This is a genomic window from Empedobacter sp. UBA2044, from assembly GCF_002333005.1.
Taxonomy (GTDB): domain Bacteria; phylum Bacteroidota; class Bacteroidia; order Flavobacteriales; family Weeksellaceae; genus Empedobacter; species Empedobacter falsenii_B.
In genome coordinates this window covers 1-13,280 of the sequence record NZ_DDBA01000065.1, presented here as the reverse complement: position 1 = coordinate 13,280, position 13,280 = coordinate 1, and the positions used below count along the sequence as shown (strand labels likewise).

The 13,280-nt window shown below is 31.1% G+C and carries 13 protein-coding genes; 6 read left to right on the top strand and 7 right to left on the bottom strand.

Annotation, left to right across the window (positions count from 1 at the left end):
- Positions 1-173 precede the first annotated feature (173 nt).
- From gap to B4E59_RS11655, 3 genes are all read right to left on the bottom strand, one after another.
- Positions 174-1,178, bottom strand: coding sequence for a type I glyceraldehyde-3-phosphate dehydrogenase (gene gap, locus B4E59_RS11665; RefSeq protein WP_286495233.1), 1,005 nt, complete (start codon positions 1,176-1,178; stop codon positions 174-176).
- Positions 1,179-1,209: 31 nt separating this feature from the next.
- Positions 1,210-2,193, bottom strand: a complete 984-nt coding sequence (gene pfkA, locus B4E59_RS11660) for a 6-phosphofructokinase (protein ID WP_260391944.1) — start codon at positions 2,191-2,193, stop codon at positions 1,210-1,212.
- 72 nt (positions 2,194-2,265) lie between these two features.
- Complete coding sequence (locus tag B4E59_RS11655) at positions 2,266-2,919, bottom strand: DUF4294 domain-containing protein (protein WP_286495232.1); 654 nt, start codon at positions 2,917-2,919, stop codon at positions 2,266-2,268.
- Between the two features lie 61 nt (positions 2,920-2,980).
- Here B4E59_RS11655 and B4E59_RS11650 point away from each other — a divergent pair, with 61 nt between their 5' ends.
- Entirely contained in the window at positions 2,981-4,072 is a 1,092-nt protein-coding gene (locus B4E59_RS11650; protein WP_286495231.1) for a M42 family metallopeptidase, read from the top strand.
- 192 nt (positions 4,073-4,264) lie between these two features.
- Complete coding sequence (locus tag B4E59_RS11645; RefSeq protein WP_286495230.1) at positions 4,265-4,681, top strand: OsmC family protein; 417 nt, start codon at positions 4,265-4,267, stop codon at positions 4,679-4,681.
- Between the two features lie 61 nt (positions 4,682-4,742).
- Here B4E59_RS11645 and B4E59_RS11640 read toward each other — a convergent pair whose 3' ends face one another.
- From B4E59_RS11640 to B4E59_RS11630, 3 genes are all read right to left on the bottom strand, one after another.
- Complete coding sequence (locus B4E59_RS11640; RefSeq protein ID WP_260391945.1) at positions 4,743-5,309, bottom strand: NADPH-dependent FMN reductase; 567 nt, start codon at positions 5,307-5,309, stop codon at positions 4,743-4,745.
- Between the two features lie 69 nt (positions 5,310-5,378).
- A complete protein-coding gene (locus B4E59_RS11635; RefSeq protein WP_221855853.1) occupies positions 5,379-5,906 on the bottom strand; it encodes an NADPH-dependent FMN reductase in 528 nt (175 codons plus the stop codon).
- Between the two features lie 15 nt (positions 5,907-5,921).
- Positions 5,922-6,734, bottom strand: a complete 813-nt coding sequence (locus B4E59_RS11630; RefSeq protein WP_038336064.1) for an AraC family transcriptional regulator — start codon at positions 6,732-6,734, stop codon at positions 5,922-5,924.
- Between the two features lie 161 nt (positions 6,735-6,895).
- Here B4E59_RS11630 and B4E59_RS11625 point away from each other — a divergent pair, with 161 nt between their 5' ends.
- The 4 genes from B4E59_RS11625 (at position 6,896) to B4E59_RS11610 (ending at position 12,925) form a co-directional block, all read left to right on the top strand.
- Positions 6,896-8,227: a TolC family protein gene (locus B4E59_RS11625; protein WP_291049100.1), complete on the top strand. Its 1,332-nt coding sequence runs from the start codon at positions 6,896-6,898 to the stop codon at positions 8,225-8,227.
- A gap of 2 nt (positions 8,228-8,229) precedes the next feature.
- On the top strand, positions 8,230-9,276 hold the full coding sequence (locus B4E59_RS11620) for an HlyD family secretion protein (protein ID WP_291053143.1): 1,047 nt from the start codon (positions 8,230-8,232) through the stop codon (positions 9,274-9,276).
- A 4-nt stretch (positions 9,277-9,280) separates the two neighbouring features.
- Positions 9,281-10,843: an MFS transporter gene (locus B4E59_RS11615; protein WP_115001100.1), complete on the top strand. Its 1,563-nt coding sequence runs from the start codon at positions 9,281-9,283 to the stop codon at positions 10,841-10,843.
- 495 nt (positions 10,844-11,338) lie between these two features.
- Positions 11,339-12,925 (top strand): efflux MFS transporter permease, encoded by a 1,587-nt coding sequence (locus B4E59_RS11610; RefSeq protein ID WP_286495226.1) that lies wholly within the window; start codon positions 11,339-11,341, stop codon positions 12,923-12,925.
- On the opposite strand, the gene B4E59_RS11605 is transcribed toward B4E59_RS11610, so the two are convergent.
- Positions 12,919-13,182: a hypothetical protein gene (locus tag B4E59_RS11605; RefSeq protein ID WP_286495225.1), complete on the bottom strand. Its 264-nt coding sequence runs from the start codon at positions 13,180-13,182 to the stop codon at positions 12,919-12,921. The genes B4E59_RS11610 and B4E59_RS11605 overlap by 7 nt on opposite strands.
- Positions 13,183-13,280: the final 98 nt, after the last annotated feature.

Sequence of the window (13,280 nt, the reverse complement as noted above, 5' to 3'; positions counted from 1 at the left end):
AAAAATTCTGCTCGATTTTAACCCAAGCAGAATTTTATACTTACACAGTTTTTGGTACAGTGTCATAAAAAGTCTTAAAAAAGAATAAAATTTTCTTAAAATTTTAGAAGTCTAAACCAAAAAAGGCCATTCATTTATTGAGAACAGCCTTTTTGTTAATTATTAATTAAGAATTAAATCTTTGCGATGTGCTGAACTAAATCAACTACTTTGTTAGAGTAACCAATTTCGTTGTCATACCAAGCAACTAACTTAACGAAAGTAGGGTTTAGCATGATACCAGCTTCTGCATCGAAAATAGATGTTCTTGTATCACCTACGAAATCTTGAGAAACAACAGCATCTTCTGTGTATCCTACAATTCCTTTCAAATCTCCTTCAGCAGCTTCGCACATTACTTTTTTGATTTCGTCGTAGTTTGTTTCTTTTGCTAATTTAACTGTTAAATCAACTACAGAGACATCAACAGTTGGTACACGGAAAGACATTCCTGTTAATTTTCCGTTCAATTCTGGAATTACTTTTCCAACTGCTTTCGCAGCTCCAGTAGATGAAGGAATGATGTTTACCATTGCACTACGTCCACCTCTCCAATCTTTCATTGATGGTCCGTCAACTGTTTTCTGAGTTGCAGTAGTTGCGTGAACTGTTGTCATTAAAGCTTCCACAATTCCGAAATTTTCGTGAATTACTTTTGCTAATGGTGCTAAACAGTTTGTTGTACAAGAAGCATTAGAAACGATTGTGTCTTCTGCTGTTACAGATTCGTGGTTAACACCCATTACAAACATAGGGGTATCATCTTTAGAAGGACCTGTTAAAACAACTTTTTTTGCTCCAGCTTCAATGTGTTTTCCTGCAGTTTCTTTTGTTAAGAATAAACCTGTTGCTTCGATTACGATATCAGCTCCAACTTCGTCCCATTTCAAGTTCGCTGGGTCTCTTTCAGCTGTAACGCGAATTGTTTGTCCATTAACAATTAAGTTTCCGTTTTCTACTTTAACTTCTCCGTTAAATTTTCCGTGAACTGAATCATACTTTAGCATATAAGCTAAATAATCAACGTCTACTAAATCGTTAATACCTACGATTTCAATATCGTTTCTCTCAATAGCAACCCCGAAAACAAGGCTACCAATTCTTCCGAATCCGTTGATTCCAATTTTAATTTTTGACATAGTATATATAATTTCCCTTTATATTAAATGTTTAAATCGCTAAAATATTAGCTACTTTGATTAACTCTTCGTCAATCTCATTGTGTTTTTTGATGGCTTCATCTATCGCTGTAAATACAACTTTATTAGAGCGAATACCAGCCATAAGATTTGTTTTACCTTCTAGTAAACCTTCGACAGCAGCAATTCCTAAACGACTTGCTAAAACACGATCGTGACAAGATGGAGAACCACCACGCTGTATGTGTCCTAAAACTGTTACACGAATATCATATTCTGGATGACGATTTTGTACTTGTTTTGCTAATTCAAAAACTCCACCTAATTTTTCACCCTCTGCAACTACAACGATGCTTGATTTTTTTCCAGATTTTTCTGAACGTTCTAAAGAAGAACATAATTCTTCGACACTATCACGTTGTTCTGGAATCAAAATATCTTGTGCACCTGAAGCAATTCCACTATTTAAAGCAATAAAACCTGCATCGCGTCCCATTACTTCCACAAAAAATACACGATCATGTGATGTAGCAGTATCTCTTAATTTATCAATTGCATCAATTACAGTATTCAAAGCTGTATCGTACCCAATTGTAAAATCTGTTCCGAAAATATCATTGTCAATTGTTCCTGGAATTCCAATAAATGGAACACCAAACTCTTGATGAAAGATATTTGCTCCAGTAAAAGAACCATCTCCACCAATTACAACTAAAGCATCAATGTTATTTTGTTTTAGATGATTGTATGCTTTTTGACGACCTTCTGTAGTTTTGAATTCTAAAGAACGAGCAGTTTTAAGAATTGTACCACCTTGATTGATAATATTTTTCACTGAACGAGGTCCAAGTTCAATCATATCATTGTTAATCAAACCTTCGTAACCTTGACGAATCCCTACTGATTTGATATCGTAGTACTTACATGCTCTTACAACGGCACGTAAGGCCGCATTCATTCCAGGCGCATCACCTCCAGAGGTTAATACACCAATTCTTTTTATATTGTTTCCCACGTTTTTCCCTTTATTAAATCAAATATAATAAAAAATCAGAATATTATTATAATTGGTAGTATGAAAGATAAATTAATCTTCGTCGACAGGTTTTAACGTTCCGTCTGCAAAATCTCGTTGAAGAATAACCGCAATATACAAATCTTCTCGTGTTCGCTTCGGATCATAAGTTTGTTTTAGATCAATATTAAACGCGCCACTTGCTGCTTGATAAAGAAAAGCATTCAATCCGCCACGTAATTCTTTTATAATATCGTATGTTGTTTTATTTGTTTCTTTATAGATTAATTTAGTAAGAATTTGTCCACGAGAACTTGACATATTTTTTAATTGATTCTCAAATTGATCAGCCAAATCCTTTTGGCGAGATTTAATAAAACGTTTTTTGTCTCGTCTTTTATCCATTGTTTGAATGGTGTCTGATACATAATTATATTCTCTAACAGCAGTTCTTACATACGGCCAAACATCGCGAACACGCTTTCTTAGCCATAAATAATATTTTTTTTCTAAATCAGTTTTTAAATGAACCGAATAACTATTCATTTCATTAAGATGTATTGTGTCTAAAGGATTAAACGCAAATTCATCTAAATTAATTGAATCATTTTTAATTTCTTGTGCAGGATTTTTTCCACCTAAATCTAACCCAAAAATTTGAGCATTAACATTAGATAATCCAACAAAAGTAAGTAGTAAAGTTATATGATAGATATAAAATTTCATATCAGAATTAGTTCAAAAATTGTTCCTAAAATTAGTACATTTGTTAGATAAATAAACTAAAATGAGTACAAATAATTTGTTTGATCAACAATCTTTGGATTTTTTGACAAAATATTTAAATACAGCTTCACCTACAGGTTTTGAAAGTGAAGGACAAAAAGTTTGGATGGATTATATCAAACCATATGTAGATGAAGTAAAAACAGATAATTACGGTTCTGCTTATGGTATAATAAATCCTGAAGCGAAGTATAAAGTTGTGATTGAAGCCCATGCTGATGAGATTTCTTGGTTTGTGAATTATATTTCTGATGATGGATTGATTTATGTGATTCGTAATGGAGGATCAGATCATATGATAGCACCTTCTAAAGTGGTTAATATTCATACCAAAAAAGGAATTGTAAAAGGAGTTTTTGGTTGGCCAGCAATTCATTTGCGTCAAGCAGGAAAAGATGAAGCGCCAACTCCAGATAAAATTTGGATTGATACAGGTTGTACATCGAAAGAAGAAGTTCTTGAACTTGGAATTCACGTTGGTTGTGTGATTACTTATCCTGATGAATTTTTTACATTGAACGATCGTTATTTTGTTTGTCGTGCAATAGACAATAGAATGGGAGGGTTTATGATTGCTGAGGTTGCGCGTAAATTGGCAGAAAATAAAGATCAATTAGATTTTGGTTTATACGTTGTAAATGCGGTTCAGGAAGAAGTAGGGTTGCGTGGCGCGGAAATGATTACGCAAACAATCAAACCAAATGTTGCGATTATTACTGATGTTACACATGATACAACGACACCAATGATTACAAAATCGAAAGAAGGTGAGCAAAAATGTGGTGATGGCCCAGTTGTTTATTATGCGCCTGCTGTGCAAAATAATGTACGCGAATTAATTATTGATGCAGCTGAGAAAAACAATATTCCTTTTCAGCGTGCTGCAAGTTCTCGTGTAACAGGAACGGATACAGACGCTTTTGCATATAGTAATGGTGGTGTACCTTCAGCTTTAATTTCGTTGCCTTTGCGTTATATGCACACAACTGTAGAAATGGTTCATCAAGCTGATGTAAAAAATGTCATCGAGTTGATTTACGAATCAGTGAAAACAATTAAAAACGAACAAAGTTTTAAATATCATACTGTTTAAATTATAAAGTGATTAAAAAATATAAAGGCTGTCGTGAGACAGCCTTTGTTGCTATTTTGTGCTTCGATCTACTTCAAAAATTTCTATAATTGAATTTAAATTTAGCTAAATTTATTCAGAAAATCATTATTCAATCAAATATTAGAATAAATCTTTAGAGAATGATTATTTTTATACTTTAAAAGAAATAAGATGAAAATTGAATTAAATAGAGTAAATCAGGCTTCTCACTATGAAGCGACTGCGTCAAGTTCTTCGGTAAAAGTAAATATTGATGGACCTGAATCGATTGGAGGAGAAGGAAAAGGAGTTCGCCCAATGGAGTTGGTTTTGATTGCTTTGGGAAGTTGTAGTGTTTTTGATTTGAATGAAATTTTGAAGAAACAACGCCAAGAAATTGAAGATATTAAAGTTGAGGTTGAAGGTCAGCGTCGAGATGAAATTCCAAATATTTTTACAAATATTCATATCAAATTTTTCTTAAAAGGAAATATTGATTTAGATAAAGCAAATAAGGCTGCTGAATTAGCGGTTAAGAAGTATTGTAGTGTACATGATATGCTTGCAAATGGAGGAATTGATATCACTTACGAGATAAATGTAAATTAAATTGATAACAAAAAAAAGGTCTTTCGAACGAAAGACCTTTTTTTAATACATACATTTTCAATTAAGCTTCAACAATAGTTAAAGCTTCTTGAAAGATACTAACTTGCGCTAATACTTTATTTTTTAATTCTTCATTTACAATTTCGTTATTTTGGAAATTATCGTTGAAAGATGGGAAAGTTGTGCTTGCTACAATTTCTCCGCTTGCAAACATTCCAAAATATTTTGTTGCAACTTCCATTACATTTCCTCCACCATAAGCACCTGGAGATGTACTTAATAACAACAATTTTTTATCTTTCAAATATGGCATTTCGATACGAGAAACCCAATCCAAAATATTTTTTAATGCAACAGAAAAGTTTCCATTATGTTCTGCCAAAGAAATTACAACACCTTCTGCATCTTTGATTTTATTGTAAAAATCCTGCGCTTCTTGTGGAAATCCATTTTCTAATTGACGGTCAATAGAATAGATAGGCATCTCGAAATCATTGATGTCAACTAAATCGATTTCTGCATTTTCGATTTGATTTAAAGTATAATTTAATAATTCTTTATTGATTGATTTTTTGCTGTTACTACCAGCGAAAGCTAAAATTTTCATATTCTTATTGAGTATTTTCATTTTTGATGAAGCAAAGTTATTGCAAGCAACCATAAATTTTATTGACCTATGTTAGGAAAAGATAAAAACTTATATTTTTTTTCTAAATTCATCAATTTTAAGAATCAATTCTCTGTTTAATTCTTCATTAGTGATTTTATCTTCTGCAAAATTTTCGTTGAATTTAGGCAAAGAGAAATCGACTAAAATGTCACCTCCCAATTTTGTAATTAATTTAGAACCTATTTCTAAAGAGTTTTTAGCTCCATAACCACCAGGAGATGTACTCATAACGAAGACCTTTTTTCCTTCAAGAAATTTATAATTAATTCTTGAGCACCAATCCATATAGCTTTTAAAAACTGCTGTAATGCAAGCATTATGTTCTGCTAATGAAATAAGTAAAATATCAGAATCAACAAGTTTTTGATAAAATCGTTTTACTTCATCAGAAAAACCTTGTTCTTTTTCTATATCAATATCAAAAGTAGGAATATCAAAGTCATCTAAATCTAAAATCTCAATTTGATCTTTGTTTAATAAAGAAGAAGCATAAGTTACGAGTTGTTTATTGATAGAAGTAGAGCTGTTACTTCCGGCAAAAGCTTTAATAATCATAGTTTTTATCTTAAGTTATTGTTTTTTTGTGTGTAATAATTGCGCATATTCTGTTGGTCGAATTCCTGAAACTTTCTGAAAAATATTACTGAAAGATGACAACGAATTATAACCAACTAACATTGCGATTTCGTACATATTGTATTTATTTTCAGCAATCAATTCCAATGATTTTGTGATACGTAATGCGCGTAAAAATCGAACATAATTAATTCCCATATTATCTTTGAATTTTCGAGATAATGTTCGCGTGCTCAAACCAAATTGTTGCGCAACTTCATCTATTGTATAGTTTTTCTCGATATTTTTCATCAGAAATCGAGCAATATCAATCAGTTTCTGATCTTTTGGAAATGGATGCTGAATAAAAGCAGGTAATTTGTTCGATTCCATTTCGGGTAGAATAGATCGTATGGCTTTTACAAAATCATATTTTGCAGGATCTTTTTCCGAAATTGATCCACTCCAATTTTTGGTGTACAAAATCATTTCCCTTAACAACTCATTCGTGTAATAAATATTTGTAATCGAATAAAAATCGTTTTCTTCTTTTTCGGTCTTGAAATAAAAGTTATACAAATCGCCTGTTTTACTATTCGTTAAGATAGAATGTGGCGTATTTGCAGGAATCCACATAAAACAACGCGCAGGCAAATACCAATGTTTGTCGTTTACAAAAACATGTACAATTCCGCCTTCTGCATATAATAATTGTGCTTTTTTGTGTTCATGTACGCGCGTTCCTATCGTATCTAAATGTGCATGTTGTATGTAAAAATGGACTTTAGATTTGTCAACTTCGTTAAAAAAAAACTGATCAAACAACATTGTTTTATACTTTTATAAAGTGAAATATTTTTGCTTTTGCAAATTACTTTATTTTGGCGTAAATGAGCAAATTATTTTCTTTTTTTATCAAGAGGGTAAAGGTGTTTTGAATGTAACTTTGCATCACTAAAAATCAATAACAGACTTATAAATAATACAAAATGATATTTAAATTCGTTAAATATCAGTTGCTTACATTGTTGTTAATGCTGAGTGGGTTGAGTTATGCTCAAAATGAAATAGACTATAACCAACTGAAATTAAGCAAAGCAATTGAAATTGGACTTCAAAATAATAAAAAATTACAAATTAGCGCTTTAAAAACTAATATTGCTGAATTAAAAGAGAAAGATCTTAAAAATGAGAAATTGCCAGATGTAGACTTTCATACTGGTTTTCATGTTTTGAGTAATTTACGCCAATATGAAGACGGTTTTCTAAAACCTTCTACAAAATATGCTGTTCCTCGAGTGAAATACGATTTTACACTTTCGGCAGAAATTCCAATTTATTTAGGTGGTAAATTAAAAAATGATGAGAAAAAATCTGAAATAGAAACTAATATTTCGAAACTGCAAGTTCGAAAAGATGAACGAGAATTGAGAATGCAAATCATCACAGCTTATTTACAAGCGTTGCATTTGCAAGAACAACAAAAGTTAATTTCAGATAAAATGAGAGAAGATTCGGTTGTGATTAAACAAACAGAATCCTTGAAAAAAAATGGTTTGGTAACCTACAACGAAGTCTTGAGAACAGAATTGCAATTGTCAAATCATAAAATGTCTTTTACAGAATTGGCGAATGAAATTTCGATTATTGAACATCAAATCAAAACAATTTTAGCCTTACCAGAAAATCAAGAAATGCATATTGACACCAATGATTTGTTTACAAATGAAGAGCATTTGGGTTTGGTTGATGAAATGATTTTGGAAGCAATAGATCAAAGTGAAAGCTTGAAAATTGCGAAAGATGATTTGAATTTGAAAGAAATTGATAAGAAAATTACCAAAGCTAATACATTACCAAAAATAACTGCTGGAGCGGAATATGGATATAATTATCCAAACTTTATGTTTTTTCCACCAGAAGAATATTTGTACAGATTTGGTTCTGTTGGTGTAAATGTTTCGATTCCGTTGAGTAATTTTTTCAAGAATAAACAAAAAATGCAAATCGCAGATCGTAACATTTCAATTGCAAAATTAGAAATAGAAGAGAAAGAAGAACAAATTCGACATGATGTTTTTGCAGCGAATAAACGATTAGAAGAATCGATCGATAAAATAAAAATTGCGGAAGATGCAATTGGTCAAGCCAAAGAAAATTATCGAATTGTTAGAACAAAATATGTCAACAAATTGAGTTTGATTACAGAACTTATCGATGCGGATAACGCTTATTTAGAAGCTCAATCGAATTTGATTTCATTGCAAATTAACAAACAATTAAAATACTATCAATTACAATACATTTTAGGAAACTTATAAAAATGGGAAAACAACAGACAAAAGGAGAAAAACGAATGAATAGAACGCTTTCTGCGATTGCTTGGATTTTTATTATCATAGGAATCACTGCAGTAGCTTGGTTTTATTTCTTTTCGAGTTCACATGTCAATACAAATGACGCGCAAGTGCGACAATATATTACGCCAGTTTCGAGTAAAGTTTCTGGTTTTATCAAAAAAGTAAATTTCGAAGAAAATCAATTTGTACACAAAGGTGATACGCTTGTTGTGATTGACAAAAGAGAATTTCAGAACCAGATTGATATTGCAGAAGCAAATTTAGAATCGACTTCGCAATCTGTTTTAACATATGAAAAAGCGGTAGATACAAAATCAAGTGATGTTAATATTGTTAATGCAAATATAGAAGCTGCTAAAATAGAGGTTTGGAGAACTGAAAAAGATTATAATCGTTTCAAAAATTTAGTGCAAGAAGATGCTGCAACCGTGCAACAGTTTGAAGAAGTTGAAGCGAAATATAAACAAGCAAAAGCAAGTTTGAGTGCTTTGGAACAACAACGTAATGCCGTGAATGTTAGTGCGTCTGCAGAACAAACAAAAGTTGCGCCTGCAAAAACTCAAATTTTACAACGAAAAGCCCAATTGAACGATGCTAAACTTATTCTCTCATATACCTATGTTGTAGCACCTTACGATGGTTGGGTTGGAACAAAAAATATACAAGAAGGTCAGTTAATAAAAGAAGGTCAGGCCTTGGTGCAAGTGGTTTCGAAAGAGAAATGGATTGTTGCGAATTTTAAAGAAACACAAATTGGAGAAATTGATTTGGATCAACCTGTTATTATAAAAGCTGATGCCTACAAAAACATTGAGTTTGAAGGAAAAATTGAATCTCTTTCGCCAGCTTCTGGGTCTGAGTTTGCTTTGATTAAACCTGATAATGCAACAGGGAACTTCGTGAAAATTGAACAACGTTTTCCTGTGAAAATAATTCTGAAAGAGTCTAAAAATAACGAAAAATTACGTACCGGAATGAATGTAAATGTTTCCGCAGAAAAAGTAAATTAAATAAATGTCACAACAAAATTCAATATTCAATAAATGGGTTCCGCAAAAATTGGTTGTGCCAATTTTTATCCTTGCGCTATTTCCACACTTGATGATTTTGACGATATTCAACATGAATAGTACGTTTACAGCATCATTTTTGGATTTGGAGGTCGACGATTTGCAGTTCCTTTTTTCGATGGCGTATGCCACTATTGTTTGTGGCTTATTTATTCACGTTCGATTTTTTCACTTTTTCAATATCAGAAGTTATTTGCTAACAATGACCATGCTTAACATTTTGGTATTGTTTGGAATGACATTAACGACAAATACAGAATTGATTTTGATTCTGCGTTTTATTCAAGGACCTTTATCGCTTTTCGAAGGTTGTATTTTGTTGCCAATCATTATGTCGAATATTAAAAGTGAACATTCAAAATTGATTGCTTATTCGTTTTTGTATGGCGTAATGTTAACAGGTGATAAATTTACGACTTCTATCGTGAAGTTTGCGATTGAGAATTATAACCACAATATGATGGTGTATACGATTATGAGTTTTCATGTTGTAGCATTAATTATTTATGTATTTTTCTTTAATCACAACAGAATGTTTCCTAAAAAACCATTGTATCAATTAAATTTAGGAGGAATTTTCTTGATGATTATTTCCCTAATTTCTGGCGCGTTTTTCTTGATTTATGGGAAAAAATATTATTGGTTCGAATCGCCAATTATTATCACAGCATTTGCATCAACACTCGTTTTTAGTGGCTTATTTTTATTGCATCAAAAAACAGCCAAACGACCTTTGTTTCATTTTGAGATTTTCAGATCAGAACGTGTCATTTTAGGAATATTAATGTTTTTTGTTTTCTATACTTTGCGTGCTGGGATGAGCAATATTTACCAAGTCATGTCAACAGTTTGGAAATGGCAATGGGAATATGTGTTGCAGATTCAATATTTTAATGTAGCAGGTTCCATCATTGGTATTGTATTTTCATTTTTCATGGTTAAAAATAAAGTTGATTTTAGAAAAATATTTTTTCTTGGATTTGTACTTTTAGCCATGAGCATGTTGTGGTTTAGTTACTTGTTTTATCCAGATACAAAAGTCGAGGCAGTAGCGCCAACGCTGATATTAGAAGGAATTGCGCAAGGTGTTATTTTTACGCCATTAGTGTTGTATATTACAGGTTCTGTACATCCTTCTATTACTGGTAGTGCGGCGCAAGCAGGTACGGCGATTCGTTTTTGGACGACAACAATTGGTTTTTCGCTGATGCAAAATGCAATTTTATACTTGACGACTAAACATCAATTTTTGATGACCAAAAATTTAGACAAAACGAGTCCGATTTTCCAACAACAATGGAATAGTTTGTTCAATAAAAATATTGCGAGTCATCTTCCAAACGAAGCAGAAAGTATTACTGCCGCAGCTTTAAAAGCAAAATTGTATAACCAAGCTTTGTTGGTTAGTAATATAGAGATTTTCCGAACATTGTTTGTTGTGGGAATTATCGCTGCGATTTTTGTAATTCTTTATCAACCGATAAAAAATAGACTTTTACATCGTTAAAATAATTTTTATATATTACTTTTTTATTTAATTGGCGTATTTGATTTAATAGAATCAAGTACGTTTTTTTTTATGACAAATTTTTTAAAATGAATATTTTATCAAAATTATCCTGTAGAAAGGTCATATTTTAAAGTTTTTTAAATTTATAAATGGCTTAAATGAACAAATTTTATTCTCAAATAATCAACTTGTTTTTATGCGCTAGCACTTACTTTTGCCATCAAAATAAATCAAACGAAAAATGATTAATTGTTTTAATAAATGTTAGTTGTATTTTATTGATTTTAAATTTGTTATATTTTTATAAAATGAATCATCGTATTTTAACGATTTATTATTCAGAATCACATTTTAGCCTTTTGACTTTTCTCAGGCAGCTTCCTTTTTTTACTTTTTAGGTAAGATAATCACGAAATCAATAAAATATTTTTAATTAGACAAACTTTCGAATGAATGTTTTGAACTTGATTGTAAAATTGAATAAATAACTCAATGCACAATCAACATCCCATTTTCAAGAAATGGATACCAGAAAAATTGGTGCTTCCAATTCTCATTGCCGCGTTGATTCCGCATGTGATGATTCTCTCACTTTTCAATATGAATAGTACATTTACAGCTTCATTTCTAGATGTTGATGTAGACGATTTACAATTCATTTTTTCTTTGGCTTACGCCACAATTGTTTGTGGACTTTTTATTAACGAACGGCTTTTTCAGTTCTTTAATATTCGCTCTTATTTATTGTTTATGACTATTATCAATATTATATTAATGTTAATAATTTCGTTGACAACAAATACGCAATTGATTTATTTACTTCGTGTGATACAAGGAACAACATCTTATCTCGAAGGATGTATTATTGTTCCGCTAATTATGTCGCGTATAAAAGGCGAATATGGACGATTATTAGGAAATACGTTTTTGTATGGATTTATGATGACGGCTGATAAATATACAACCTCTATTGTAAAATTTGCCATCGAAAATTATAATTTCAATATGGTGATTTATACTGTCATCTTTTTTCATGTTTTATCGTTATTGATTTATGTTTTTCTCTTTAGTCATGGTAGATTGTATCCCAAAAAACCATTGTATCAGTTAAATTTGGCGGGTTATTTTTTGATGATGATGTCATTAATAGCAGGAGCTTTTTTATTGATTTATGGTAAAAGATATTATTGGTTCGAATCGCTTTATATCGTTATTGCGTTTGCTGCAATGTTTATTTTCTCAGGCTTATTTATTTTGCAACAATTAACGTCTAAAAAACCAATTTTCCATTTCGAGATTCTTCGTTCCGAAAGAGTTATTGTAGGTATGTTGTTGTTTTTTACATTTTATATTTTCAAATCGAGTATGAGTAACATTTATCAAGTGATGAATGTTGTTTGGAAATGGAATTGGGAGTTTGTTTTGCAAATACAATATTATAATTGTGCCGGAATTTATATTGGAGCATTGTTTGCTTATTACATCATAACACAATTTCAAACGCAATATAAGTATGTGTTTTTTGGAGGTTTTTTTTGTTTAACGTTTGCTATGTTGTGGTTTAGTTACATTTTGGTTCCAGATACTCGTCCGAATGCAGTTATTCCGCCATTGTTGATGGAAGGAATGGGACAAGGAATGTTGTTTGCGCCAATTTTGCAATATATGGTATGTTCTGTACATGCTAATTTTTCTATGAATACCATGCAAGCAGCAGTTGCAATGCGTTATTGGTCGTCAACAATTAGTTTTTCGATTATGCAAAATGCAATTCTTTTCTTGACGACTAAACATCAATTTTTGATGACGAAAAATTTAGATATTACCAATACAATTTTTCAAGAACAATGGAATAATCTATTCAATAAACACGATACAACTCATTTAGTAAATGAGTCTATCAGTTTGACAGCAAGCAATCTAAAATCTCAATTGTATAATCAAGCTTTGTTGATCGCAGATATTCAAATTTTTAGAACCTTATTTTATTTCGGAATTGTAATGATGGTTTTTATTATGATTTATAATCCAATCAAAGGAATTTTACATCTTAGGAAAAAGAGAAAAGAAACTCATTGATTCGCTTTTTTTCTGGTATTGATTTCTGCATTTATTTTCGCTAAACCTGTTATAAGAGGAATAAAAGTTACAGAACATGATAATAAAATAACGAATGTTACATTGATATCATATTTGTTTGTCATCTTCAGAATTAATAAAACGATTGCAATGAGTAATAAAGGAATTTGAATGCTAAGATTAAGTTTATTAACTTTTTTTCTTTTTTCATTTAATTCTTCTAATGTTAATTCGCTCAAAGGTTTTTCTTTGTTCATCTTAATTATTTTATTAAAGATAGTAAAATCAAATTAAAAAATTGTAACGTCCTGAAAAAATGATTCTGGATTAGACCAATAAAATTTTATTTTAAACA